The sequence below is a fragment of the Streptomyces sp. NPDC006552 genome (assembly GCF_040611655.1).
Lineage (GTDB): Bacteria > Actinomycetota > Actinomycetes > Streptomycetales > Streptomycetaceae > Streptomyces.
In genome coordinates this window covers 19,282-43,077 of record NZ_JBEXOS010000008.1, presented here as the reverse complement: position 1 = coordinate 43,077, position 23,796 = coordinate 19,282, and the positions used below count along the sequence as shown (strand labels likewise).

22 protein-coding genes are annotated in these 23,796 nt (G+C 70.1%); 15 read left to right on the top strand and 7 right to left on the bottom strand.

Going from position 1 to position 23,796, the window contains the following annotated elements; genetic code table 11:
- Window positions 1–80: 80 nt before the first annotated feature.
- Entirely contained in the window at window positions 81–512 is a 432-nt protein-coding gene (locus ABZY33_RS07305) for a DUF3052 domain-containing protein (protein ID WP_356490614.1), read from the bottom strand.
- A 441-nt stretch (window positions 513–953) separates the two neighbouring features.
- On the opposite strand from ABZY33_RS07305, the gene aceE reads away from it, so the two are divergent.
- Complete coding sequence (gene aceE / locus ABZY33_RS07300) at window positions 954–3,701, top strand: pyruvate dehydrogenase (acetyl-transferring), homodimeric type (protein WP_356490511.1); 2,748 nt, start codon at window positions 954–956, stop codon at window positions 3,699–3,701.
- Window positions 3,702–4,176: 475 nt separating this feature from the next.
- Here the strand turns inward: aceE and ABZY33_RS07295 are convergent, their stop codons facing one another.
- The 3 genes from ABZY33_RS07295 to ABZY33_RS07285 form a co-directional block, all read right to left on the bottom strand.
- Window positions 4,177–4,485, bottom strand: a complete 309-nt coding sequence (locus ABZY33_RS07295) for a small hydrophobic protein (RefSeq protein WP_356490510.1) — start codon at window positions 4,483–4,485, stop codon at window positions 4,177–4,179.
- Window positions 4,486–4,567: 82 nt separating this feature from the next.
- The gene (locus tag ABZY33_RS07290; protein ID WP_356490509.1) at window positions 4,568–4,954 is read right to left on the bottom strand and encodes a peptidase inhibitor family I36 protein; all 387 of its coding nucleotides are present in this window, start codon (window positions 4,952–4,954) and stop codon (window positions 4,568–4,570) included.
- A gap of 206 nt (window positions 4,955–5,160) precedes the next feature.
- A complete protein-coding gene (locus ABZY33_RS07285; protein WP_356490508.1) occupies window positions 5,161–6,771 on the bottom strand; it encodes an MFS transporter in 1,611 nt (536 codons plus the stop codon).
- Between the two features lie 109 nt (window positions 6,772–6,880).
- Between ABZY33_RS07285 and ABZY33_RS07280 the strand changes: the two genes are divergently transcribed.
- The 7 genes from ABZY33_RS07280 to ABZY33_RS07250 all read left to right on the top strand — a co-directional run bounded on the left by ABZY33_RS07280 (window position 6,881) and on the right by ABZY33_RS07250 (window position 14,664).
- Window positions 6,881–7,516 carry a TetR family transcriptional regulator gene (locus ABZY33_RS07280; RefSeq protein WP_356490507.1) on the top strand — a complete coding sequence of 212 codons (636 nt, stop codon included), beginning with the start codon at window positions 6,881–6,883 and terminating at the stop codon, window positions 7,514–7,516.
- A 187-nt stretch (window positions 7,517–7,703) separates the two neighbouring features.
- Complete coding sequence (locus tag ABZY33_RS07275; RefSeq protein ID WP_356490506.1) at window positions 7,704–8,915, top strand: alpha/beta hydrolase; 1,212 nt, start codon at window positions 7,704–7,706, stop codon at window positions 8,913–8,915.
- Window positions 8,916–8,991: 76 nt separating this feature from the next.
- Window positions 8,992–9,867: a DUF4429 domain-containing protein gene (locus tag ABZY33_RS07270; protein WP_356490505.1), complete on the top strand. Its 876-nt coding sequence runs from the start codon at window positions 8,992–8,994 to the stop codon at window positions 9,865–9,867.
- Window positions 9,868–9,968: 101 nt separating this feature from the next.
- Window positions 9,969–11,363, top strand: coding sequence for a sensor histidine kinase (locus ABZY33_RS07265; RefSeq protein ID WP_356490504.1), 1,395 nt, complete (start codon window positions 9,969–9,971; stop codon window positions 11,361–11,363).
- Between the two features lie 15 nt (window positions 11,364–11,378).
- Window positions 11,379–12,053 (top strand): response regulator transcription factor, encoded by a 675-nt coding sequence (locus tag ABZY33_RS07260; protein WP_356490503.1) that lies wholly within the window; start codon window positions 11,379–11,381, stop codon window positions 12,051–12,053.
- Window positions 12,054–12,307: 254 nt separating this feature from the next.
- A complete protein-coding gene (locus ABZY33_RS07255; RefSeq protein ID WP_356490502.1) occupies window positions 12,308–13,438 on the top strand; it encodes an alpha/beta hydrolase in 1,131 nt (376 codons plus the stop codon).
- Window positions 13,435–14,664: an acyltransferase gene (locus tag ABZY33_RS07250; RefSeq protein ID WP_356490501.1), complete on the top strand. Its 1,230-nt coding sequence runs from the start codon at window positions 13,435–13,437 to the stop codon at window positions 14,662–14,664. The genes ABZY33_RS07255 and ABZY33_RS07250 overlap by 4 nt, the downstream gene beginning before the upstream one ends.
- A 292-nt stretch (window positions 14,665–14,956) precedes the next feature.
- Here ABZY33_RS07250 and ABZY33_RS07245 read toward each other — a convergent pair whose 3' ends face one another.
- Both ABZY33_RS07245 and ABZY33_RS07240 read right to left on the bottom strand, forming a co-directional pair.
- Window positions 14,957–16,000, bottom strand: coding sequence for an aldo/keto reductase (locus ABZY33_RS07245; protein WP_356490500.1), 1,044 nt, complete (start codon window positions 15,998–16,000; stop codon window positions 14,957–14,959).
- A 64-nt stretch (window positions 16,001–16,064) separates the two neighbouring features.
- Entirely contained in the window at window positions 16,065–16,559 is a 495-nt protein-coding gene (locus ABZY33_RS07240) for a MerR family transcriptional regulator (RefSeq protein ID WP_356490499.1), read from the bottom strand.
- Between the two features lie 94 nt (window positions 16,560–16,653).
- Here ABZY33_RS07240 and ABZY33_RS07235 point away from each other — a divergent pair, with 94 nt between their 5' ends.
- Together ABZY33_RS07235 and ABZY33_RS07230 are read left to right on the top strand one after the other, a co-directional pair.
- Window positions 16,654–17,133: a GNAT family N-acetyltransferase gene (locus ABZY33_RS07235; protein ID WP_356490498.1), complete on the top strand. Its 480-nt coding sequence runs from the start codon at window positions 16,654–16,656 to the stop codon at window positions 17,131–17,133.
- Between the two features lie 73 nt (window positions 17,134–17,206).
- Window positions 17,207–18,016: a serine hydrolase domain-containing protein gene (locus ABZY33_RS07230; RefSeq protein ID WP_356490497.1), complete on the top strand. Its 810-nt coding sequence runs from the start codon at window positions 17,207–17,209 to the stop codon at window positions 18,014–18,016.
- A gap of 19 nt (window positions 18,017–18,035) precedes the next feature.
- Here ABZY33_RS07230 and ABZY33_RS07225 read toward each other — a convergent pair whose 3' ends face one another.
- A complete protein-coding gene (locus ABZY33_RS07225; RefSeq protein WP_356490496.1) occupies window positions 18,036–18,710 on the bottom strand; it encodes a pirin family protein in 675 nt (224 codons plus the stop codon).
- Window positions 18,711–18,803: 93 nt separating this feature from the next.
- On the opposite strand from ABZY33_RS07225, the gene ABZY33_RS07220 reads away from it, so the two are divergent.
- The 5 genes from ABZY33_RS07220 to ABZY33_RS07200 all read left to right on the top strand — a co-directional run bounded on the left by ABZY33_RS07220 (window position 18,804) and on the right by ABZY33_RS07200 (window position 23,796).
- Window positions 18,804–20,036 (top strand): helix-turn-helix domain-containing protein, encoded by a 1,233-nt coding sequence (locus tag ABZY33_RS07220; protein ID WP_356490495.1) that lies wholly within the window; start codon window positions 18,804–18,806, stop codon window positions 20,034–20,036.
- An 89-nt stretch (window positions 20,037–20,125) separates the two neighbouring features.
- The gene (locus ABZY33_RS07215) at window positions 20,126–21,040 is read left to right on the top strand and encodes an ACP S-malonyltransferase (RefSeq protein ID WP_356490494.1); all 915 of its coding nucleotides are present in this window, start codon (window positions 20,126–20,128) and stop codon (window positions 21,038–21,040) included.
- 18 nt (window positions 21,041–21,058) lie between these two features.
- On the top strand, window positions 21,059–22,090 hold the full coding sequence (locus tag ABZY33_RS07210) for a ketoacyl-ACP synthase III (RefSeq protein WP_356490493.1): 1,032 nt from the start codon (window positions 21,059–21,061) through the stop codon (window positions 22,088–22,090).
- Window positions 22,091–22,187: 97 nt separating this feature from the next.
- Window positions 22,188–22,436, top strand: coding sequence for an acyl carrier protein (locus ABZY33_RS07205; RefSeq protein ID WP_356490492.1), 249 nt, complete (start codon window positions 22,188–22,190; stop codon window positions 22,434–22,436).
- An 88-nt stretch (window positions 22,437–22,524) separates the two neighbouring features.
- Window positions 22,525–23,796 carry a beta-ketoacyl-[acyl-carrier-protein] synthase family protein gene (locus ABZY33_RS07200; RefSeq protein WP_356490491.1) on the top strand — a complete coding sequence of 424 codons (1,272 nt, stop codon included), beginning with the start codon at window positions 22,525–22,527 and terminating at the stop codon, window positions 23,794–23,796.

Here is a 23,796-nt window from a genome sequence, read left to right as displayed (position 1 = left end):
GGACACGCGTGAGGCCCCGCGGGCGCGCTGTCACGCTCGCGGGGCCTCACGTCCGGGTCTCTCCCGTGCCGCCGGGCGGCTTACCGCTTCTTGGCGGCCGTCTTGGGCGTCACCAGCCTGCTGCCGGTCCAGTCCTTGCCCACGCTGACCCCCTTGGTCTGCGAGAGCCCGGCGGTGGTGGCGGCCTCACCGATCTCACTCGGCTCGACGTACCCGTCCCGCCCCGTCTTCGGCGTCAGAAGCAGGATGTAACCGCCGTCTTCGATGTACGTGGTGGTGTCCACCAGCGCATCAGTAAGGTCCCCGTCGTCCTCACGGAACCAGAGCACCACGGCATCAGCCACGTCGTCATAGTCCTCGTCGACGAGCTCCGTGGTGGTTGTGGCCTCGATGGCCTCACGGAGCTCCTGATCGACGTCCTCGTCGTAGCCGATCTCCTGGACCACCATGTCGGTCTGGAAACCAAGCCTTGCGGCAAGGTTCGTCTCCGCGTGGTCCGCGGTCGCGCTCACGGATTGCCTCCTGATCATGTTTACGAAGTTGTCTGCAGCGTCGCGCACGCGCGAAGCGTTGGCCGTAGTCCACACGTGCGCGACGGATCGCGCAAGTACCCGGCCGTCGAGACCGCCGAAACGGTGACGATCCAGGCCGTGCCACCACAACTCCTGTCAAGGATTCCCGCAGGCCGGTGATGTACGCCACAGCATTCTGCCGGGTTTGCCCGCCTGCTCCCGCACACAGCGTAACCAGGGTCGGGCCGCCCCACAGAACATCTGAACGAGATGGGCGGAACGGCATGGTTTGTTCACGGCTGACCGCAGTGATCCTTCCGACCTCTGTTTTACCTCTCGGTAGAGATGACGATTCCCTTTCCGAGGTACACGATGGACAACGGCGTACCGACGGCGTACCCGACAGTGGAACAGTGGCATCACCGACAGTGAAGGAACAGCGTGGCTTCCGGATCCGATCGCAACCCGATCATCATTGGCGGTCTTCCCAGTCAGGTCCCGGACTTCGATCCCGAAGAGACCCAGGAATGGCTCGACTCCCTTGACGCGGCAGTCGACGAGCGCGGCCGCGAGCGTGCCCGCTACCTGATGCTCCGGCTGATCGAGCGGGCCCGCGAGAAGCGCGTGGCCGTGCCCGAGATGCGCAGCACGGACTACATCAACACGATCGCCACCAAGGACGAACCGTTCTTCCCCGGCAACGAGGAGATCGAGCGCAAGGTCCTCAACGCCACGCGGTGGAACGCCGCGGTGATGGTCTCCCGCGCCCAGCGCCCCGGCATCGGCGTCGGCGGCCACATCGCCACCTTCGCCTCCTCCGCCTCGCTCTACGACGTGGGCTTCAACCACTTCTTCCGCGGCAAGGACGAGGGCGACGGCGGCGACCAGATCTTCTTCCAGGGCCACGCCTCGCCGGGCATCTACGCCCGCGCGTATCTCCTGGACCGCCTCACCGAGGCCCAGCTGGACGCCTTCCGCCAGGAGAGCTCGAAGGCTCCCAACGGCCTGTCGTCGTACCCGCACCCGCGCCTGATGCCGGACTTCTGGGAGTTCCCCACCGTCTCGATGGGCCTCGGCCCGCTCGGCGCGATCTTCCAGGCCCGGATGAACCGCTACATGGAGGCCCGCGGCGTCGCCGAGACCTCCAAGTCCCATGTCTGGGCCTTCCTCGGCGACGGCGAGATGGACGAGCCCGAGTCCCTCGGCCAGCTCTCCATCGCCGCCCGGGAGGGGCTCGACAACCTCACCTTCGTGGTCAACTGCAACTTGCAGCGCCTCGACGGCCCGGTGCGCGGCAACGGCAAGATCATCCAGGAGCTGGAGTCCCAGTTCCGCGGCGCCGGCTGGAACGTCATCAAGCTGGTGTGGGACCGCAGCTGGGACCCGCTGCTCGCGCAGGACCGCGACGGCGTCCTGGTCAACCGGCTGAACACGACCCCCGACGGCCAGTTCCAGACCTACGCCACCGAGCCCGGCTCGTACATCCGTAAGCACTTCTTCGGCGACGACCACCGGCTGCGCGCCATGGTCGAGAACATGTCCGACGACCAGATCCTGCACCTGGGCCGCGGCGGGCACGACCACAAGAAGATCTACGCGGCGTTCACGGCGGCCAAGGAGCACAAGGGGCAGCCGACGGTCATCCTCGCCCAGACCGTCAAGGGCTGGACCCTCGGCCCGAACTTCGAGGGCCGCAACGCCACGCACCAGATGAAGAAGCTGACGGTCGACGACCTCAAGGGCTTCCGCGACCGGCTGCACATCCCGATCTCCGACGCACAGCTGGAGGGCGGCGCCCCGCCGTACTACCACCCGGGCCGCGACTCCGAAGAGATCCAATACATGCACGACCGCCGCAAGGCGCTCGGCGGCTACGTCCCGACCCGCGTCGTCCGCGCCAAGCCGCTTCAGCTCCCGGACGACAAGGCGTACGCGACCGTGAAGAAGGGGTCTGGCCAGCAGTCGATCGCCACCACCATGGCCTTCGTCCGGCTCCTGAAGGACCTCATGCGGGACAAGGAGATCGGCAAGCGCTTCGTACTGATCGCGCCCGACGAGTACCGCACCTTCGGCATGGACTCCTTCTTCCCGAGTGCGAAGATCTACAACCCGCTCGGGCAGCAGTACGAGTCCGTGGACCGCGAACTCCTGCTCGCCTACAAGGAGTCCCCGACGGGACAGATGCTCCACGACGGCATTTCGGAGGCCGGCTGCACGGCCTCCCTGATCGCCGCCGGATCGGCTTACGCCACCCACGGTGAACCCCTCATCCCGGTCTACGTCTTCTACTCGATGTTCGGTTTCCAGCGCACCGGCGACCAGTTCTGGCAGATGGCCGACCAGCTGGCGCGCGGTTTCGTCCTCGGCGCGACCGCGGGCCGCACGACTCTCACCGGCGAGGGCCTCCAGCACGCCGACGGCCACTCCCAGCTGCTGGCCTCGACCAACCCGGCCTGCGTCGCCTACGACCCTGCGTACGCCTACGAGATCGCGCACATCGTCAAGGACGGCCTGCGCCGGATGTACGGCCCGACCGCCGACGGGCAGCCCGGCGAGAACGTCTTCTACTACCTCACCGTCTACAACGAGCCGATCCAGCACCCCGCGGAGCCGGCCGACGTCGACGTCGAGGGCATCCTCAAGGGCATCCACCGCGTCAGCACCGGGACCTCGGGCACGATCCCCGCGCAGATCATGGCCTCCGGTGTCGGCGTCCCCTGGGCCATCGAAGCCCAGCAGATCCTCGCCCAGGAGTGGAACGTGCGGGCCGATGTCTGGTCCGCGACCTCCTGGAACGAGCTGCGCCGCGAAGCGGTGGACGTCGAACGGCACAACCTGCTGCACCCCGAGGACAAGCAGCGCACGCCGTACATCACGCAGAAGCTCTCCGGCGCGGAAGGCCCGTTCATCGCGGTCTCCGACTGGATGCGCGCCGTGCCCGACCAGATCTCCCGCTGGGTGCCCGGCACGTACCAGTCGCTCGGTGCCGACGGGTTCGGCTTCGCCGACACCCGGGGCGCCGCGCGCCGCCACTTCCACATCGACGCGCAGTCGATCGTGGTCGCGGTCCTCACGGAGCTGGCCCGCGAGGGGAAGGTCGATCGCTCGGTCCTCAAGCAGGCGATCGACCGCTACCAGTTGTTGGACGTCGCAGCCGCCGATCCGGGCGCGGCCGGGGGCGATGCGTAGCCCTCACAACGGGTCTTGCTGTAGCGGGGCCTTGCTGCAGCGGGGTCTTGTTGTAGCGGGGTCTTGTTGTAGCGGCGGATCGGATCGGTGACAGTGAGCTTGGGCTGAGAAGGCCTCCGCTCGGAGCGGCCCCGGGGGTTGAGCCCGGGGCCGCGTCGCGTTCCGCCCGTGGTCAGGCGCCCATACTCGCGGCTCCTCGCGGCCGAACTGGTGCGTACCGTCGGCCCTGGCTTGAGCGCCGGGTCGGTGCTGAGCGCTGGGTCGGTGCTGAGCGCTGGGTCGTGCTCAGGCTCGCGGCCGAACCGGTGCTCCCTGTCGGTCCTGCCTTGCGCGCAGGGCCGTGCTGAGCACCGGGTCCATGTTGAGCGTCGGGTCAGTGCTCAGCGTTGGACTCGTACTCGGCGTCGGAAGCGGATCGCGCCTGGGCTCGGACTCGGCGCCGGAATCGCGCTGGGCGCCGAGCCCGGACTCAGCGTCAGAACAGCCCACCCGCGGCGGAGCCGGTCGCCGAGGCCAGCCAGACGATCGCGAGCAGGGTGTCGATCGCGCCGAGGACCAGGGCGACCAGGGCCGGCACCGAGTTCGTACCGGTCCAGCGTCGTCCCATCGCCAGCCAGCCGCAGACGACGGCGACCGGACCCAGCACGATCCCCAGTACGAAGAATCCGGCGATCGCGCTGACGAGTCCGATGATTCCGAGCGACGCGCGGTCCGGCCCGCTCCGCGAGCCTACGCGGCCGCGTGAACGGGGGTGCTTGCGCGTGGTGTGACCGAAACCCGCCATTATCACTCCTCGAGTTCGTATGGACTCGGGCAATGAACCGGGTACCCCGTCTGCCGCCGTCTATCGCCGCGCCCGCACGCGCTCATCTCTCCCAGACCTTGAACGCCCGGGATTTGTAAGGCGATTCGGGCTCCCACGTACCGCTGCCGGGGTAGGTCTGGAACTCACCGGTCTCCGCGCACTCCGTCGACTGGTAGGTGGTGACGGGGCGGCCGGTGCGGTTGGCGAGAGACGCCGCGCTGCTCCCCTCCGGCAGCGCGACGCAGCTCTCGATGTCGATCCCGGCCAGTTCGTAAGTGTGCCGGGCCCCCTTGAACCCCGCCTTGCCCCAGAGACAGAGCTCCCCCGCCGAGCAGTCCCCGAGCGTCGGTGGCGCCGCCGCGGCGGCGGAGCCGGGAGAGAGAGCCACCGCGGCGAGTGCCGCGACGGTGACCGTCATGGACATAGGCATGAGCATGGACGTACGCATGTGTCTGAACCCCCGTGTCGTGTCGACCAGTTGCGTTCGCGACTGATCGCTTGCCAGACACTTTGGCCCGGAAGATCTGGTTCCGGGAAGGCCTTCCGCCCGACGTCACTCGGATAAGCGAAAGCCCCCGGATAGTTCCCGGGGGCTTCCCTCACACGAGCGGTTTCGGCACGTCACGCCCGCCCTATCCAGGGGCGTGCCTGACGTCAGATGTGCGCCGCACCCGCCGCCGCGTCCGCGTTGGCACCCCGCTTGGTCAGCGTCGCGACGAGGATGGCGACGACCGCGACCCCCGAGGCGACCAGGCAGGCCAGGCTCATGCCGGAGATGAAGGTGTCGTGCGCGACGCCGGTTATCTTCTCGGCGAGCGAGGCCGGCGTGCCGGGCGGCACCGGCGCGGCCCCGACCTGGACGGCCTCCGACGCCTGGTCCAGCTGCGTGGACGAGAGCGGCGGGAGCTTGGCGTCCGCCCAGTTGCCCGCGAGGTCGCTGTCGACCTTCGACGCCATGACGGCGCCGAGGACGGCGGTGCCGAGGCTGCCGCCGATCTGCATGGCGGCCTGCTGGAGTCCGCCGGCGACGCCGGAGAGCTCCATCGGCGCGTTGCCCACGATGACCTCGGTGGCTCCGACCATCACGGGCGCGAGGCCGAGACCGAGCAGCCCGAACCAGACGGACATGATGCCGCTGCCGGTGCCGGCCTCAAGGGTGGACATGCCGTACATCGCGATGGCCGTGCACGCCATGCCGCCCGCGAGCGGGATGCGCGGGCCGACCTTCGTGATCATCGCGCCGGCCAGGGGGGAGGCCACGATCATCATGCCGGTCAGCGGCAGCAGGTGCAGACCGCTGTCGATCGGGCTCATGCCGTGCACGTTCTGCAGGTAGAAGGTGACGAAGAACAGGCCGCCCATGAACGCGATGGCCATGAGCACCATCAGCACCACGCCGGCCGACAGCGGCACGGAACGGAACAGGCCCAGCGGGATGAGCGGTTCGGCGACGCGCGTCTCCCACAGCGCGAAGAGCACGAAGCACACCACCGCCACCGCGAGGAACGTCCACGTCCGGCCGGCGCCCCAGCCCCAGGCGGGCGCCTTGATCAGGGCCCACACCAGGCAGAACATCGCGCCGGACAGCAGCAGGATGCCGGGGATGTCGAAGGACCGCGGCGCGTTCTTGGCGCGGTGGTCGAGGAGGATGACGAGCCCGAGGACGAGAGCGACGATGCCCACGGGGACGTTGATGAAGAAGACGGACTGCCAGCTGACGTGCTCCACGAGCACGCCGCCGAGGATGGGGCCGCCCGCGGTCGACGCGCCGATCACCATGCCCCAGATACCGATCGCCATGTTCAGCTTCTCGGCGGGGAAGGTGGCGCGCAGCAGGCCGAGCGCGGCGGGCATCAGCAGCGCGCCGAACAGCCCCTGGAACACGCGGAACGTGACGACCAGCGCGATGCTGTCGGAGAGCCCGATCGCCCCCGAGGCGGCGGCGAAACCGACCACGCCGATCAGGAAGGTCTGCCGGTGCCCGAACCGGTCGCCGAGCTTGCCCGCGGTGATGAGCGTGACCGCGAGGGCGAGGAAGTAGCCGTTGGTGATCCACTGGACGTCGGCGAAGCTCGCGCCGAGATCCTTCTGAATGGCCGGGTTGGCGATGGCGACGATGGTGCCGTCCAGGGCGACCATCATCACGCCGATCGCGACGGAGAAAAGGGTCAGCCAGGGGTGGCCGCGCAGCCCCTTGGCCGGTGCCGGGACAGGCTCGGGCTCCGGAACCCGGTCCGCCTTGTCGACAGTGGTCTGACTAGTCATACGTTCGAGGCTAGTGACAGTGCCTGACAGTTGACAAAGCATTTCACAAGTCGGTAACTGTCACGTCGCTCACACTACGGTGGAGCCCGCAACAGCCAGAAAGAGGATCATGGCGACCCGATTGAACCTGCGTGAACTGAAGAAGCAGCGGACCCGGGACGCCTTGCTGCGTTCCGCGCTCGAGCTCTTCACCTCGCAGGGGTTCGACTGCACCACGGTCGACGAGATCGCCGAGGCATGCGAGGTCTCCCAGCGCACCTTCTTCCGTTACTTCGCGAACAAAGAAGAGGCTGCTTTCGCCATCCAGGAGATGGTGGAGTCCCGCTTCGTCGTCGCTCTGCGGGAGCGTCCCGCGCAGGAGAGCCCGTTCGAAGCCCTGCGTCATACGGTTCTGAGCACCTGGGAGGCGCTGAGCCGTTCCGTGGAGGAGGTCATCCCGGTCGAACTCCACATGCGCACCTACCAGATGATCGAGTCCACCCCCGTACTCCTCGCCGCCCACCTGCGCCGCTCCGTGGAGCTGGAGGAGGAGGCCGCGCGCGTGATCGCCGAGCGCGAGGGCCTGGACGTGGACACCGATCCGCGCCCCAGGGTGGCCGTGGCCGCGTTCAGCGGGGTGATGCGGATGACGGGACGATTGTGGGGCGCGGGCGAGGACCCGAGCGTCGATGCCATCCGTAGGCTCACCGAGTCGTACCTCGACCACCTGAAGCCGTCGCTCGGCGAGCGGTGGGCTCATGACTGAGTGTGAACACGTGCGATCCGTCACGGAGCCGACCTCGCCTTACCGCACGCGTGGACCTGCCGCCTCCTTACGTAGGGTGAAGGTCTGGCTGCGGCCGCGTCTGTATTTACCCAAATAAGCGACCGGAAACGTGATCCGCCTCACCCGTGGCACGGAGCTTCCTCTGCTTCTCCTAGGGTGGTCCGCAGTGACTTCCTTCGACACTCCCCCCCAGCTCACCATCGGGCGCGCACTGCTCGCGCTGGCCGTCGTGTTCGTCATGCTGGCGACCACCGGCTGGACCGCGGTGCGCCAGCACCGGACCGCCCCTTCGCCGCTCCAGACCGCTCTGACCGCGTGGGAGCACGGCCGTCTGAACGGCCACGCCCTGCCCGCGCCGCAGAGTTCCCCCGCCCGCCTGGCGCACTTCTTCGCCTCTTTGGACCCCCATCAGCGCGACTGGCTGGCCGGCCGCTATCCGCTCGCGGTGGGCAATATGAACGGCGCGCCCGTCGCCCTGCGCTACCGCGCTAACCGGATCGCTCTGGATCAGGCCCGCAAGGTCGAGTCCGAGCGCGTGCACGACAACCGGCTGTCCTCCGTGGGCCACACCGAGGCGAAACAGCGCAGGAAACGCTTCGCGCTCCTGACCGCCCCCGGCCGCAACATCCTCGCCTTCGACCCCATGGGCAACGGCCGGGTGGCCGAGGTCTTCGGCGACCTCACCACGGCGCAGCGCGTCTCCGTCGTCGTGCCGGGCGTCGACACCAACCTGCTGACCTTCCAGCGCACGTTCCGCCCGTACTCGGCGCCCGTCGGCATGGCCCGCTCCTTGTACGCCGCCGAGCGTACGGCGAGCTCCCACACCCGTACCGCCGTCATCGCGTGGGCCGACTACACGGCGCCGGCCGGTCTCGGCGTTGACGCAGCCACCTCGATGCGCGCCGACGACGGCGCGGTCCGGCTGAACGCGATGCTGCGCGGCCTGCCCGGCAGCTCTCCCGTAGCCCTCTACTGCCACAGCTACGGCTCTGTGGTGTGCGGGGTGGCGGCACGTCACCTGCCCGCACGGGTGAGCGACATCGCGGTGGCCGGCAGCCCCGGCATGCGGGCCGAGACCGCCTCCGGCCTTGGCACCCACGCGCGCGTGTGGTCCACCCGCGACAAGGACGACTGGATCCAGGACGTGCCGTACATGGAGGTGGGGGGCCTGGGCCACGGCGCCGATCCGGTCTCCCCGGAGTTCGGCGCGCGAGTGGTCTCATCGGCGGACGCCAAGGGCCACACCGGCTACTTCGAACCGGGCACCGAGAGCCTCAGCAACTTCGCCGAGATCGGAACTGGCTCGTACCGATCGGTGCGGTGCGCGGCCGCGGACCACGACTGCCGGAAGAGTTTTTCCGGTGGTGCCTCCGCCTGACGCGCGTAGAAAACTGCGAAACGATGGTCCGACGCAACAGGCGACGGAGGCGCGCGTGCCGCATACGATGAGCCGCATGGGTGACGTACTGGCCGGATTCAATGCCGCCTGGGAGTTCGAGTCCGACTCCGTGCTCATCCGCTTCGAACGGGGGATCCGCACGCCGAAGCTCTTTCAGGCGCTCGGTGAACGCCGTATCCCCCTGGAAGCGATCGCGGCGGTGACTCTGACTCCTGGCAAGCGCGGCACCGTGGTGCTGCACGCCGTGCCCAGACCGGGCGCCGACCCGGTGATGGACGCGGCGGCAGGCCAGCTCAAGGAGGGCAGTGACCCGTACCGGCTGGTGCTGCCCGCCGAGCGGGAGACGCTGGCCGAGTACTACGCGGACGAACTGCGCGGGATGCTCGTCGCCGACGAGGACGTCTGGCCGGACGGTTACCTGGTGGCTCCGCCCGCGGCCCCGCTTCAGTTCAAGGCGTACGACGGCAAGGCCTCCTTCGACGGTGCGGCCGTGTCGTTCCGCTGGTTCTGGACGGGTGCCTCGTCCGCGAAGTGGAAGGCCGGCGACAAGACGTTCCCGGTCTCCGACCTGAGCGGCGTGGAGTGGCGTTCCCCCGAACTGTTCGAAGGGCACCTGCGCCTGCTGCCCCGGGAGCCGGCGGACGGAAAGCCCGGGCCGGCCGATCAGGACCCGGCCGCCGTGGTCTTCGGCCTCGGCTACGGGCCGGTGCACGAGTCGCTGCCCTTCGCCGCCTCGGTGCTGGCGGCCGTACGCTCCACGAGCCCCGCGCCGTCACCGGCCGGACAGCTCACCGGGGCCGTACCGGCGGGCCGTCGGGACCCGGCGGACATCGCCGACCGCATCCGCCACCTCGGCGAGTTGCATCAGGCGGGGCTGGTCACGGACGCGGAGTTCACGTCGAAGAAGGCGGAACTGCTCGCGGAGCTGTGACAGCCCTTCGCGTCAGCGCTGGTGATACTCGGGTATGAGGTGCGATTGAGCACCTGGGTATGACGGCGCGAACGGGGCTCAGTGCCTACGCTGACCGGGCGATGAGCACTCCACCTACTCCTCCCGAGCACGCCCCCCGCCCGCCGAGAACAGGCTCCGGGCCAGGAGGGCGACGGCGCCTGCGCGGGGTGCCGGGCGGTGATCTGCGCGGCGCCGGTGACAGGATCGCCACGGCCGTCTCGGCGCTCACGATCGCCGTGGGCGGCGACCGTTCCGAGCCGTTGCTGGCCCAGGCCCCCAGGCGCTGGATGCGGCTACTGCCGTATCTGGTCGCGCTGGGCTTCGTCGCCGTGCTCCTCCCCGTCACCGCACAGGTGCTGTCGCACGACTACGGCGTGAACGGAGGCCTCGCCGGCGCCATCGCCGTCGCGCAGGTCGCACCCTTGCTTCTCGCGGTCAGCCGTCCGCTGGCCGCGTGGTACCTCACGATCGTCGCCGCCGTGCTGGGCACGATCCCGCTGTTCCAGGGCGACGCGCACCATCCCTCGCCATGGACACCCATGATCGTCGTCGGGTACGTGGTGCTGTGCATCGCCCTGGCCCTGCGCGAGAGCCGCCGCACCCTTATCGGCATCTGGCTGGTCACGGTCGTGGTGAGCATCATCCTCGGGTCCTTCCGCGACGCCGACAGTCAGGACACGGGCGTCCTGCTCATCGTCCTGAGCGGCGGTGTCCTGCTGCTGGGCGCCCTGGTGCGGGAGCGGGGCGAGACGCAGCGCAAGCTGGTCGAGCAGGAGACGATCAGCGAGGCCGAGCGGACCCGCCGGACGCTGCTGGAGGAACGGACGAGGATCGCCCGCGAGTTGCACGACGTCGTGGCCCACCACATGTCGGTGATCACCGTGCAGGCCGATTCCGCTCCCTACCGCCTCCAGGGCCTGACAGAGGAGACACGCGAGGAGTTCACCTCCATCGCCGCGGGCGCCCGGGAGTCACTGACCGAGATGCGGCGGCTCCTGGCCGTCCTGCGCAGCGAGGGCGCGGAAGGCGACTTGGTGCCGCAGCCCGGCCTCGCACACCTGGGGCAGCTCGTGGAGGCGACGGTGCGCGGTGGTGTGCCGGTCGAACTGTCGTATCCGGAGCTGGCTCTCGTCGCCCAACTGACCGATGTGTCACCGGCGGTGGATCTCTCCGCGTACCGCATCGTGCAGGAGGCGCTCGCGAACGTGGTGCGGCACGCTCCCGGCGCGCGGGCACAGATCTCGGTCGGTCTGGACGAGGACGCTCTGTTGGTGATCGTGGTCAACGGACCGGCCGCGGAGCCCGTCTCCCCCATCGAGTCCACCGGCACGGGACACGGCCTGATAGGGATGCGCGAGCGCGTACGGTTGGTCGGCGGCGCGCTGGACGTGGGCCCGCTGCCCGCCGGGGGGTTCCGTGTCGCGGCCCGCCTGCCCCTGACCACGGCCACCTCTCCCACCTCGCCCCCGGCGTAAAGGAACGCACCGCGCATGACCATTCGCGTGATCATCGTCGACGACCAGAGCATGGTGCGGGCCGGGTTCGCCGCTCTGCTGTCCGCGCAGAGCGACATCGACGTCGTGGGCGAGGCCCCGGACGGCAGACAGGGGGTGGCGACCAGCCGGTCGACCCATCCCGACGTGGTCCTGATGGACGTGCGCATGCCCGAGATGGACGGACTGGAGGCAGCGCGCGAGCTGCTGGACCCGCCGCCCGGCGTGGTGCACCGGCCCAAAGTGATCATGCTGACCACGTTCGACGTGGACGACTATGTGTACACGGCCCTGCGGGCGGGGGCGTCCGGCTTTCTGCTCAAGGACGCGCCTCCCGCCGACCTGATCGCCGCGGTGCGTATCGTCGCGGCCGGGGAAGCGCTGCTCGCGCCTACCGTCACCAGGCGCCTCATCGAGGACTTCGCCAGAACCCGGCCGGCGCGCAGGGACCGCTCCCCGCGGCTCAACAGCTTGACGCCGCGCGAGCTCGAGGTCCTGGAGCTGATCGCACGCGGTCTGTCCAATCAGGAGATCGCGCAGAAGCTGGTGCTGGCCGAGCAGACCGTGAAGACCCATATCGGGCGTGTGCTGGCCAAGTTGGGGCTGCGCGACCGAGCCCAAGCGGTGATCTTCGCCTACGAGACCGGGCTCGTCACACCCGGCGATCAGTGACACCGTCGCGCGACGCTCCGGCGGTCCTCGATGTCCCCAGGCGTACGGGGCCGGCCTGCTCGCGCCCGCCCCAGCCACGCCGGTAGCACGGCAACGCACGAGGTCCGCGGGGTGCGGCGACGTCACCCCCTACTGGAGTATGTGGTCCATATACCCAGGTAGCAGCGGCGAGTTGGCTCCGCGGTGTGACGCCACGGCCGCGGTCGGCTTTCTACCTTCCCCTCGTCATACCGACGGTGGAGGGGAGACGGGCGATGGGCCTGGGTTCTTGGAAACGACGCGGCCGGCGCACGGTGGCCGCTGCCGCGCTCACGACGATGCTCGTCGCGGGTACGGCGGGCTGGGCTTCGGGCCGACAGCAGACCCCGCTCACCGGGCCACCACCGGGCACCTCTTCCTGGCGCACGGACACCGTGCTGGGGACGCGGCTGCCCGACCCGGCGACCGCGAGTCCGGGCCAGATCGCGGACTTCTTCCGCGGGTTGAGCGCACCGGAGCAGCACGGGCTGGCTGTCCGGCACCCGTCGGTCGTCGGCAACTTGGACGGGGCACCGATCCCCCTGCGGTACGAAGCGAATGTGCTGGCGTTGCGCACCGCGAAGACCCGGGCCCGCGCCGACGCGCAGGACACCAGCCTGCCCCCGCGGGTGCGCGCGACGGCACGCGTCCTCGCCGGGCGCTGCGCCGCTCTGCTCGCCTCGGGCCACCGGATACTCGCCTTCGATCCGCGTGGCAGTGGTCAAGTAGCCGAGGTCTACGGGGACTTGCGCACCGCTCATCATGCCGCCGTGGTCGTGCCGGGCTCTGACATCGATCTGTACTCGTTCGACCGGGCCAAGGACAGGTACGGGACGCCCGCCGGGATGGCGAAGTCCTTGTACAAGGCGGCAGGCGGACAGACGGCTGTGGTGGCCTGGGTCGGCTACACCACGCCGGTCGGTCTCGGCCCGGATGCCGCCACCGGCCGGCTCGCGGAGGCCGGCGCCCCGCGCCTGGCCCGCTTCGTGCAGGGCCTCACGGCCACGGGCACCTCGAAGCCTGCCGTCTTCTGCCACAGCTACGGCTCGGTGGTGTGCGGGCTCGCGGCGCCCCGGCTCCCTGTGTCCGACCTCGTCGTCCTGGGCTCCCCCGGCATGCGCGCGGACCGTGTCGGCGACCTGCACACCCGGGCCCGGGTGTGGGCGGCGCGGGACGACAGTGACTGGATCTCCAAGGTGCCGCATGTCGAACTGCTCGGCCTGGGACACGGAACCGACCCCACCGACCCGTCCTTCGGAGCCCGCCGGGTCCCTGCCGAGCGGGCTGAGGGCCACACGGGTTACTTCGCGCCAGGCACGGACTCGTTGCGTGCCTTCACCGACATCGCCACCGGAGCATCGTCATGAACCTCACCACCCTGCGTTCCTCCACCATCTCTACCGTCACCGCCATCGACGCGCGGACCCCGGCCCACCGCGACCGGGCGATCGACGGGCTGCGTGCCGTGGCCCTGCTCGCCGTCCCGACCGGCCACTGGCTCCTCGGCGGTTTCACTCTCGACCCCAACGGCGCGCTGCACAACGCGAGTCCGCTGTCCGCCTTCGGATTCTTCGCACCGGCGTCGTGGGTGCTGCAGATGCTGGGCGTGTTCTTCCTCGTAGGCGGTTACGCCTCGGCCCTGTCGTACCGCCGCGCCCAGGAGGGCGGGGTGTCGACGGTCCGCTGGCTGCGCGGCCGACTGGCCCGGCTCGGCCGTCCGGTGCTGGGAGTGACAGCGGTCTGGGCCGCGCTGCTCCCGGTGTTGTACGCCCTCGGCGTGCCGGGGACGACCTTGCGCACGGGCTCCACTCTGGTGATACAGCCCCTCTGGTTCGTCGGGGTCTACTCCGTGGTCACGGCGCTCACACCCTGGTGCATAGGGGTCTCCCGCCGGCTCGGCGCATGGGCCGCGGCCGCGCTGCTGGCCGCGGTCGCCGCGGTCGACTTCCTGCGATACGGGCCACTCGGCTCGGCGATGCCGTCCTGGCTGAGCCTGTTGAATCTCTTGCCGGGCTGGATGTTCGCCTATCAACTGGGCGTCTGCTGGAGCGAGAAGAGGATCGCCCGGCGAGGCGCATGGGTCCTGCTCGTCGGCGGGACGGCGCTCTTCACGACGCTCCTGTTCGCCTTCCACTACCCGGCGTCAATGGTCGGGGTGCCCGGCGAGGCACGGACGAACTCGCATCCGCCCTCGCTTCTGGTCCTGGCCCTGGCCGCCGCTCAGTGTGGCGCCGCAATACTGCTGCGGGACCGCATCGGGCGCCTGCTGCGCCGGCCCGTGCTCTGGGCACCGGTCGTGATGATCAACCTGTCGGCGATGACCATCCTGTGCTGGCACCAGACGGCGATGCTCACGGCAGCGGTCCCCGCGTCCTTCGCGGGAGAGATACCCGGGTTGACATCGGGCCCGGACAGCTGGCTCTGGATAGCGGCTCGTCTGGCGTGGCTGCCACTGTTCGCGATCCTGCTTGTACTGATAGGCCGCTACGCGCGGGGCTTCGAAACACCCTGGAAGCGAGCGACTCGGGGGTGGCGAGCCCTGGCTGGACTGCTCGCCGCCGGGTTCACGGTGTTCGCGCTGGGGCTGGCGTGAGGAGCCCGGGGCGGCCGTCAGTGACCCTGGACGACCGCAGCGCCTCCGGTCCGGTGAGCCCCACCCGGCAGGTGAGACTCGCCTCGCCGGTGGGTCCTGCTGGACAGGTGGGTCCTGCCGAGCAAGCGGGGCCCGCTGAGCAGGCGGGTCCCGCCAGGCGGACCGGATCCCGCCGATCAGACAGATACGCCAGGGCCGGGCGGCCCGGCCACCCCAGCCCCAGCCCCGCCCCGGACCGGCCCCAGGCCCGACCCCAAGACCCGGACCCGACCCCGCCCCCGGACCCGGCGCTCTACTCGCGGCCCGCCGACGTGAAGGCCATGTCGGCGTAGCGGTCACCCGACACCTGGGCGGCGATCGGTTCGAGGAGCCTCAGCTCATCGTCCGTGAGGGTGAGACGGGTCGCGGCGGTGTTCTCCTCGGCCCTGTGGCGCTTGCGCGTGCCGGGGATGGGGACGACGGGGAGGCCGAAGAGTTCCGCCTGTTGCTGCACCCAGGCCAGGGCGATCTGGCCCAGGGAGGCGCCGTGCGCGTCGGCGACTTGGCGGACCGGTTCGAGGAGGGCGGCGTTGACGGCGGCGTTGTCGCCGGTGAAGCGGGGCTGCTGGCGGCGGAAGTCGTCCTCGGACAACTCCTTGTCGGCGCTGACGAAAGCACCGGTGAGGAAGCCGCGGCCGAGCGGTGAATAGGGGACGAGCGCGACGCCGAGTTCCGCCGCGGCCGGCACCACCGACCGCTCGATGTCGCGGCTGAACAGCGACCACTCCGACTGGACGGCCGCGATGGGATGGACGGCCTGTGCGGCTCGCAGTTCGTCGGCGGTGACCTCGCTGAGGCCGAGGTGCTTGACCTTGCCGGCGGCGACGAGTTCGGCCATCACGCCGACCGTCTCCTCGATGGGCACCTTCGGGTCCCGGCGGTGCATGTAGTACAGGTCGACCGAGTCGGTGCCCAGGCGCTGGAGGCTGGCATCGATGCAGGTCCGGATGTAGGCGGGGTCGTTGCGGATGGTGCGCTTGGTGGGCTCGTCCGGGTCGATCCCGAGGGCGAACTTGGTGGCCAGGACGATCTCGTCCCGGTGCGCCTTGAGGAAAGGAGCCAGGAACTTCTCGTTCTCGCCGGCCCCGTAGGCGTCGGCGGTGTCGTACAAGGTGACGCCGAGTTCGAGCGACCGCTCCAGGGTGGCTCGTGCCTCATCGGCGTCGGTCGGACCGTAGGCCCAGCTCATGCCCATGCAGCCGAGGCCCTGAATGCCCACCACGGGCCCGTTGTTTCCCAACTCAACAGTGGAGATGCGCTGGTCGTCCGCGTGCGGCGGTCGTTCCGTGCCGGTCATGTGGTTCAGGTCCTTTCAGGTGTCGCCGTCGTGTCCGTCGTTGTCGTGTCCCCGGCGCCGACGTCTACTGGGCACCCGCATAGAAGTTGATCTTGTGGTCGAGCACGGCCAGGGTGTCCTGCAGCTCGGCCATCCGGTGCAGGACGTCGCGGCGGGTCGATTCGAGGAGTTCGCGCCGCTCCTCGAAGGTCTGCTCCCCGAGCCGGACGAGTTCGGCGTAGCGGACCATGTGGGCGACCGGCATGCCGGTGAGGCGCAGCTTGCCGACGAAGGCGAGCCAGTCCAGGTCGCGGTTGGTGTAGCGGCGCTGGCCGGTGTGCGAGCGGTCGACGTCGGGCATCAGGCCGATCCGCTCGTACCAGCGCAGGGTGTGCGCGGTCAGGCCGGTGAAGGCGACGACCTCACTGATCGTGTACCGGTCCTGGCCCTCCGGACGCGGATGGGCGCTCGGCGTCGCGGCGCAGGCGTCGACCTTGGTGCGGTCTGCCGTGGCCCGGTCCGTCGGGGTCGGGCCGGTCTTGGTCGGGGTGGGTGCGGGCGGGGTCTCCATCACCGTCATGACTCCCACGCTAGAACCTTGGAGTGCACTCCAAGCAAGTGATCGCGGGAATTGCCGGCGACACCCGGGCGGCAGTCGCACTACGGTGCGGATCATGTCTCTCGTCCGGCCCCTCGTCCGCCGCGCCGTCCCTGAGGACGCCGCAGAGCTGGTCCGACTGCGCAAGATCATGCTCGACTCGATGAGCCCCAGTGCCGATGTGAGCTGGCAGCCGGGCACGGTGGCGGCTCTGCGCGCGCATCTCGCCGATCCCGGGGGCGAGCTGACCGCGTTCGTCATCGACGCGCCGGGAGCGGATGGACGGCTCGCGGCTTGTGCCTCCGGTGCCATCCACCACGGTCTCGGCAGCCCGGGTAACCCCGCCGGCACCTCCGGACACGTCTTCAATGTGTGCACCGATCCGGAGTACCGGCGCCGGGGGTTCTCGCGGGCCTGCGTGGAGGCGCTCCTGGACTGGTACCGGGAGCGTGAGGTGCACCGGATCGATCTGCACGCGACGGCAGAGGGTGAGCCGCTCTACACCTCGCTGGGGTTCGCCCGCACCCCCGCGCCCGCGATGAGGCTGACGCTCTGAGGCGAGCCGGGCAGGCTGCCAGGCTCCAGGGCCCGCCCGAGGGGAGCCGAGGGCAGGCTCTAGGCTCGGGGGCATGCAGAGCCTCGCGTTGATCGAGAACTGGCCGGTCCCGACCGCCGCCGCAGCCGTCGTCCGGGCGGACGGCACGGTCCTGGGCACGCACGGCCCCACGGCCCACCGTTTCCCGCTCGCCTCGGTCACCAAGCCGCTCGCGGCCTACGCGGCTCTCGTGGCGTACGAGGAGGGGGCGATCGAGCTCGACGAGCCGGCCGGTCCGCAGGGATCGACGGTGCGGCACCTGCTGGCCCACACCAGCGGCCTCGCCTTCGACGAGCACCGGACGACCTCGGAGCCGGGTGTGCGGCGGTTGTACTCGAACGCGGGTTTCGAGGTGCTCGGGGACCACATCGAGAAGGCGACGGAGATCCCGTTCGGGGAGTACCTGCGTCAGGCCGTGCTCGAACCCCTCGGGATGACCGCGACCACTCTGGACGGCTCACCGGCCAAGGACGGGGTGTCGACGGTGGACGACCTGGTGCGGTTCGCCGCGGAGCTCCAGGCGCCGCGGTTGCTCGATCCGCGGACGGTCGCCGAGGCGATGACGGTGCAGTACCCGGGGACGAAGGGCGTGCTGCCGGGGTACGGGCACCAGAACCCGAACGACTGGGGACTCGGGTTCGAGATCAGGGACCACAAGTCGCCGCACTGGACGGGGAGTTCCTCGTCCCCGCGGACCTTCGGGCACTTCGGTCAGTCCGGCACGCTCCTGTGGGTCGATCCCGATGCCGGGGCGGCCTGTGTGGCACTGGCGGACCGTGCGTTCGGGCCGTGGGCGGCGGAGGTCTGGCCGCCGTTCACGGACGCGGTGCTCGCGGAGCTGTGACCCGGGCAGGGGGCACAGGTCAGTCGCTCATCTCCCAGATCAACAAGTGCGCGGCGGTGGACGCGAGGACGTCAGGGCCCGACGATGCCGTGATCCGGGCGGCGTCCCCCTGCTCCAGTTCTGTGTCCCCCAGCAGTTCTGTGTCCCGCAGCCGCACGGTGCCCTGCGCGACGTGCAGGTAGACGTAGGGGGCGGCCGGCAGTTCCGTCCGCTCGCCCTCGGCCAGGCGCCGCACATGGAGCAGGGCGCCCGCCTCCGGGACGTCGTAGGGGGTCGAGTCGGCTATGCCGTGCACCACCTCGTAGGCGGGGTCGCCGCCCGGGGAGCGCGGGGCCAGCCAGGTCTGGATGAACGTGAGGGGCTCGGTGCTGTCGTTGCGCTCCACATGCCGGACGCCGCCGCCGGAGCTCAGGCGCTGGACGTCGCCGGGCCGCACGACGGACTCGTGGCCCGTGGAGTCGCGGTGGGTGAGTTCGCCGGTCACGACCCAGGTGACGATCTCGGTGTGGCTGTGGGGGTGCTCGTCGAAGCCGGCACCGGGGGCCAGCTGTTCCTCGTTGCAGGCGAGGATCGCGCCGAAGCGCAGGTTCTCCGGGTCGTAGTGCGGGCCGAAGGAGAACGCGTGGAAGGAGCGGATCCCGGCCTCGCGCTCGCCTCCCGGATAGCGGTCGCCGGAGCGACGGACATCGATCACGCCCTCCACCGTAGCCGTCGTCTCCGGCCGTGCGGGGCGATCGCGGCGACCCCTCCACTCCGCCGAGCCGTCCCGGTAAGGCAGTCTTGTCCCGTGCCCCCATCGGAATCAGCGCAGCCTTCAGCGAACGAATCAGCGGACCGCCGCCCGGACGTCCGTGCGGCTCCCCACCCGCATGCGGCGACTCTGAAGCGCCTGGAGAAGTCATCCGGGGCGCTCGCCGCGCAGGCGATCACGCGCATGGACGAGACGCTGTCCTGGTACCGGGCCATGCCTCCGGAGAACCGGTCGTGGATCGGGCTGGTGGCGCAGGCGGGGATCGCCGCGTTCACCGAGTGGTTCCGGCGGCCGGATGCCCCGCAGGCCATTTCCACGGATGTCTTCGGCACCGCGCCGCGCGAGCTGACGCGAGCGATCACCCTGCGCCAGACCGTGGAGATGGTGCGCACCACGATCGAGGTCATGGAGTCGGCCATCGACGAGGTGGCCGCGCCCGGGGACGAGCGCGTTCTGCGCGAGGCGCTGTTGGTGTATGCGCGGGAGATCGCGTTCGCGACGGCCCAGGTGTACGCGCAGGCGGCGGAGGCGCGGGGCGCGTGGGACGCGCGGCTTGAGTCCCTCGTGGTGAACGCCGTGCTCTCCGGGGAGGCCGACGAGGGAGCGATCAGCCGGGCCGCGGCGCTGGGCTGGAACTCTCCGGAGCATGTGTGTGTGGTGCTCGGGACCGCGCCGGACGGCGACAGCGAGCTGACGGTGGAGGCGATCCGGCGGGCGTCGCGCCACGCGAAGTTGCAGGTGCTGACCGGGGTGCTCGGGGACCGGCTCGTGGTGATCGCGGGTGGTAGCGACAATCCGCTGGCGGTGGCGAAGTCGCTGATCGGTCCGTTCGCGGCGGGGGCCGTGGTCGCCGGTCCGGTGGTGCCGGACCTGCTGGCGGCCACGCGGTCCGCCCAGGCCGCGGCTGCCGGGTTGAAGGCGTGCGGTGCCTGGCAGGACGCCCCGCGCCCGGTGCTGGCGGACGATCTGCTTCCGGAGCGCGCGATCGCCGGAGACCCCTCCGCGCGGGAGCAGTTGGTGGAGGAGATCTACAGACCGCTCGAGGAAGCCGGTTCGGCGCTGCTGGAGACGCTCAGCGTCTATCTGGAGCAGGCGAGCAGTCTGGAAGGCGCGGCCCGGATGCTCTTCGTGCACCCGAACACCGTCCGCTACCGGCTCCGACGTGTGACCGACGTCACCGGCTGGTCGCCGTCCGATGTCCGCTCGGCCTTCACCCTGCGGATCGCGCTCATCCTGGGACGTCTCGTCGGCGCCGATCTCCAGTCGTAGCCTTTTGTCGGGGGTCTACAATTCCCCCTTCGGTTCTTCGTCCCTGTCCCCACGGGCGGCCCGCACCGTCCACAAGAGAGAGTGTGAGAGTGCTCGTACTCGTCGCTCCCGGCCAAGGCGCTCAGACGCCCGGCTTCCTGACTCCCTGGCTCGACCTTCCCGGCGCGGCGGACCGCCTCGCCGGGTGGTCCGACGCCATCGGCCTCGACCTCGCCCACTACGGCACGCAGGCCGACGCGGACGCGATCCGTGACACGGCCGTGGCCCAGCCGCTCCTCGTGGCGGCAGGCCTCCTCTCGGCGACCGCGCTCGGCGATGTCAGGCCGGGTGCGGTGGCGGGGCACAGCGTCGGTGAGATCACCGCGGCGGCGTTCGCCGGGGTGCTCGACGACACCGCCGCCCTGAAGCTCGTGCGCGGACGCGGTCTGGCCATGGCGGAGGCCGCCGCGATCACCCGGACCGGCATGTCGGCGCTGCTCGGCGGTGACCCCGAGACCACCGTGGAGCACCTGCAGAAGCTGGGCCTGACCCCGGCGAACCGGAACGGCGCGGGCCAGATCGTGGCCGCCGGCACCCTGGAGGAGCTGGCCGCGCTCGAGGCGGACAAGCCCGAGGGCGTGCGCCGCGTGGTGCCGCTGAAGGTGGCCGGGGCGTTCCACACCCTGCACATGGGCCCGGCGGTGGCGAAGCTGGCGGAGGCGGCGAAGGAGCTGACCCCGGCCGACCCCACGGTCACGTACGTCTCGAACAAGGACGGCAAGGCGGTCGCGACCGGCGACGAGGTCCTCGCACGCCTGGTCGGACAGGTCGAGAACCCGGTCCGCTGGGACCTGTGCCTGGAGACGTTCCAGGAGCTCGGCGTGACCGCGCTGATCGAGGTGTGCCCGGGCGGCACCCTCACCGGCATCGCCAAGCGTGCCCTGCCCGGCGTCAAGACCCTCGCCCTGAAGACCCCCGACGACCTCGACGCGGCCCGCGCCCTGATCGCCGAGCACACGGCCTGAGAAGGAGATCCGAGCAGCATGTCGAAGATCAAGCCCAGTAAGGGTGCCCCGTACGCGCGCATCCTCGGCGTCGGCGGGTACCGGCCGACGCGGGTCGTGCCGAACGAGGTGATCCTCGAGAAGATCGACTCGTCCGACGAGTGGATCCGTTCGCGCTCCGGCATCTCCACCCGCCACTGGGCGAACGACGAAGAGACCGTGTCGATGATGTCCGTCGAGGCGTCCGGCAAGGCGATCGCCGACGCGGGCATCGGGGCCGAGCAGATCGGCGCCGTGGTCGTGTCGACCGTCTCGCACTTCGCGCAGACGCCGGCCATCGCCACGGAGATCGCGGACAAGCTGGGCACGCAGAAGGCGGCGGCGTTCGACATCTCCGCCGGCTGCGCCGGGTTCGGCTACGGTCTGACGCTGGCCAAGGGCATGATCGTCGAGGGCAGCGCGGAGTACGTGCTGGTCATCGGCGTGGAGCGGCTCTCGGACCTGACCGATCTGGAGGACCGGGCGACGGCCTTCCTGTTCGGTGACGGCGCCGGTGCCGTGGTCGTCGGCCCGTCCCAGGAGCCCGCGATCGGCCCCACGGTGTGGGGTTCCGAGGGCGACAAGGCCGGCACGATCAAGCAGACGGTGCCGTGGGACAAGTTCCGTGTGGGCGATGTCTCACAGTTGCCCCTGGACTCCGAGGGCAACGTCAAGTTCCCGGCGATCACCCAGGAGGGCCAGGCGGTCTTCCGCTGGGCCGTGTTCGAGATGGCGAAGGTCGCCCAGCAGGCGCTGGACGCGGCCGGGATCAGCCCGGACGACCTGGATGTCTTCATTCCCCACCAGGCCAACGAGCGGATCATCGACTCGATGGTGAAGACTCTCAGACTGCCGGAGCACGTCACGGTCGCCCGGGACGTGCGCACCACCGGCAATACTTCGGCCGCCTCGATTCCGCTCGCGATGGAGCGGCTTCTGGCGACCGGCGAGGCGAAGAGCGGCGACACCGCGCTCGTCATCGGCTTCGGGGCGGGTCTCGTGTACGCCGCCACGGTCGTTACCCTCCCCTAGGCATCCCGTCCGGACCACCCGGTCCGTACGGTCGTCACACCTGCCGCTGACGCGGCGGGCGCCACACCCTCTGGATACACACCGAAGGAGCGCCACCATGGCCGCCACTCAGGAAGAGATCGTCGCCGGTCTCGCCGAGATCGTGAACGAGATCGCCGGGATCCCCGTTGAGGACGTCCAGCTGGACAAGTCCTTCACCGACGACCTGGACGTCGACTCGCTGTCCATGGTCGAGGTCGTCGTCGCCGCCGAAGAGCGCTTCGACGTCAAGATCCCGGACGACGACGTCAAGAACCTCAAGACCGTCGGCGACGCCACGAAGTACATCCTCGACCACCAGAACTGAGCCACCCGCCTCAGTTCGTAGGTCAGTCGCTCCGCCACCCGGCGGTGGCGCCGCTGAATCCCTCGCATCCGTTGGAGAAAGAATTCCTGTGAGCCCGACCAATCGCACCGTGGTCGTCACCGGTATCGGCGCAACCTCACCGCTGGGTGGCGACGCGACATCCACCTGGGAGGGCCTGGTCGCCGGACGTTCCGGTGTCAAGCCCCTCGAAAAGGAGTGGGCCGCCGAGCAGGCGGTCCGTATCGCGGCACCGGCCGCCGTGGACCCGAGCGAGGTCATTCCTCGCCCGCAGGCCCGCAAGCTGGACCGCTCCGCGCAGTTCGCGCTGATCGCCGCCAAGGAAGCCTGGGCCGACGCCGGTTTCACCGACAAGGCGGGCGACGACCCGGCGATCGCCCCCGAGCGGCTGGGCGCGGTCATCGCGTCCGGCATCGGCGGCGTGACCACGCTCCTCGACCAGTACGACGTGCTGAAGGAGAAGGGCGTCCGCCGCGTCTCCCCGCACACCGTGCCGATGCTGATGCCCAACGGCCCCTCGGCCAACGTGGGCCTGGCCGTGAACGCCCGGGCGGGCGTGCACACCCCGGTCTCCGCCTGCGCGTCGGGCGCCGAGGCCATCGGCTACGGCATCGAGATGATCCGCACCGGCCGCGCCGACGTCGTCGTCTGCGGTGGCACGGAGGCGGCCATCCACCCGCTGCCCATCGCCGCGTTCGGCAACATGATGGCGATGTCCAAGAACAACGACGACCCCGAGGGTGCCTCGCGCCCCTACGACACCGCTCGGGACGGTTTCGTCCTCGGCGAAGGCGCCGGCGTCGTCGTCCTGGAGTCGGCCGAGCACGCCGCCGCGCGCGGTGCGCGGGTCTACGCCGAGGCCGTCGGCCAGGGCATCTCCGCCGACAGCCACGACATCGTGCAGCCGGAGCCGGAGGGCCGCGGTATCGCGCAGGCCCTGCAGAACCTGCTGGACAGCACCGACCTGGACCCGGCCGAGGTCGTGCACGTGAACGCGCACGCGACGTCGACGCCCGCCGGTGACGTGGCCGAGCTGAAGGCGCTGCGCCGGGTCTTCGGTGACGACACCGACCACATCGCCGTCTCCGCGACGAAGTCGATGACCGGGCACCTGCTCGGTGGCGCCGGTGGCGTCGAGACGGTGGCGTCGGTGCTGGCCCTGTACCACCGGGTGGCTCCGCCGACCATCAACGTGGAGAACCTGGACCCCGAGGCCGAGGCGGCCGCGGACATCGTCCGTGGCGAGGCGCGCAAGCTGCCCGTCGACGGCCGCATCGCCGCACTGAACGACTCGTTCGGCTTCGGTGGGCACAACGTGGTCCTGGCGTTCCGCACGGTCTGA

Excerpts from the sequence above, each read along its gene's own strand:
- ABZY33_RS07295 (WP_356490510.1), bottom strand. The coding sequence starts at position 4,485 with ATGGCGGGTTTCGGTCACACCACGCGCAAGCACCCCCGTTCACGCGGC.
- ABZY33_RS07290 (WP_356490509.1), bottom strand. The coding sequence starts at position 4,954 with ATGCGTACGTCCATGCTCATGCCTATGTCCATGACGGTCACCGTCGCG.
- ABZY33_RS07285 (WP_356490508.1), bottom strand. The coding sequence starts at position 6,771 with ATGACTAGTCAGACCACTGTCGACAAGGCGGACCGGGTTCCGGAGCCC.
- ABZY33_RS07280 (WP_356490507.1), top strand. The coding sequence starts at position 6,881 with ATGGCGACCCGATTGAACCTGCGTGAACTGAAGAAGCAGCGGACCCGG.
- ABZY33_RS07270 (WP_356490505.1), top strand. The coding sequence starts at position 8,992 with ATGGGTGACGTACTGGCCGGATTCAATGCCGCCTGGGAGTTCGAGTCC.
- ABZY33_RS07265 (WP_356490504.1), top strand. The coding sequence starts at position 9,969 with ATGAGCACTCCACCTACTCCTCCCGAGCACGCCCCCCGCCCGCCGAGA.
- ABZY33_RS07260 (WP_356490503.1), top strand. The coding sequence starts at position 11,379 with ATGACCATTCGCGTGATCATCGTCGACGACCAGAGCATGGTGCGGGCC.
- ABZY33_RS07255 (WP_356490502.1), top strand. The coding sequence starts at position 12,308 with ATGGGCCTGGGTTCTTGGAAACGACGCGGCCGGCGCACGGTGGCCGCT.
- ABZY33_RS07250 (WP_356490501.1), top strand. The coding sequence starts at position 13,435 with ATGAACCTCACCACCCTGCGTTCCTCCACCATCTCTACCGTCACCGCC.
- ABZY33_RS07245 (WP_356490500.1), bottom strand. The coding sequence starts at position 16,000 with ATGACCGGCACGGAACGACCGCCGCACGCGGACGACCAGCGCATCTCC.
- ABZY33_RS07240 (WP_356490499.1), bottom strand. The coding sequence starts at position 16,559 with ATGACGGTGATGGAGACCCCGCCCGCACCCACCCCGACCAAGACCGGC.
- ABZY33_RS07235 (WP_356490498.1), top strand. The coding sequence starts at position 16,654 with ATGTCTCTCGTCCGGCCCCTCGTCCGCCGCGCCGTCCCTGAGGACGCC.
- ABZY33_RS07230 (WP_356490497.1), top strand. The coding sequence starts at position 17,207 with ATGCAGAGCCTCGCGTTGATCGAGAACTGGCCGGTCCCGACCGCCGCC.
- ABZY33_RS07210 (WP_356490493.1), top strand. The coding sequence starts at position 21,059 with ATGTCGAAGATCAAGCCCAGTAAGGGTGCCCCGTACGCGCGCATCCTC.
- ABZY33_RS07205 (WP_356490492.1), top strand. The coding sequence starts at position 22,188 with ATGGCCGCCACTCAGGAAGAGATCGTCGCCGGTCTCGCCGAGATCGTG.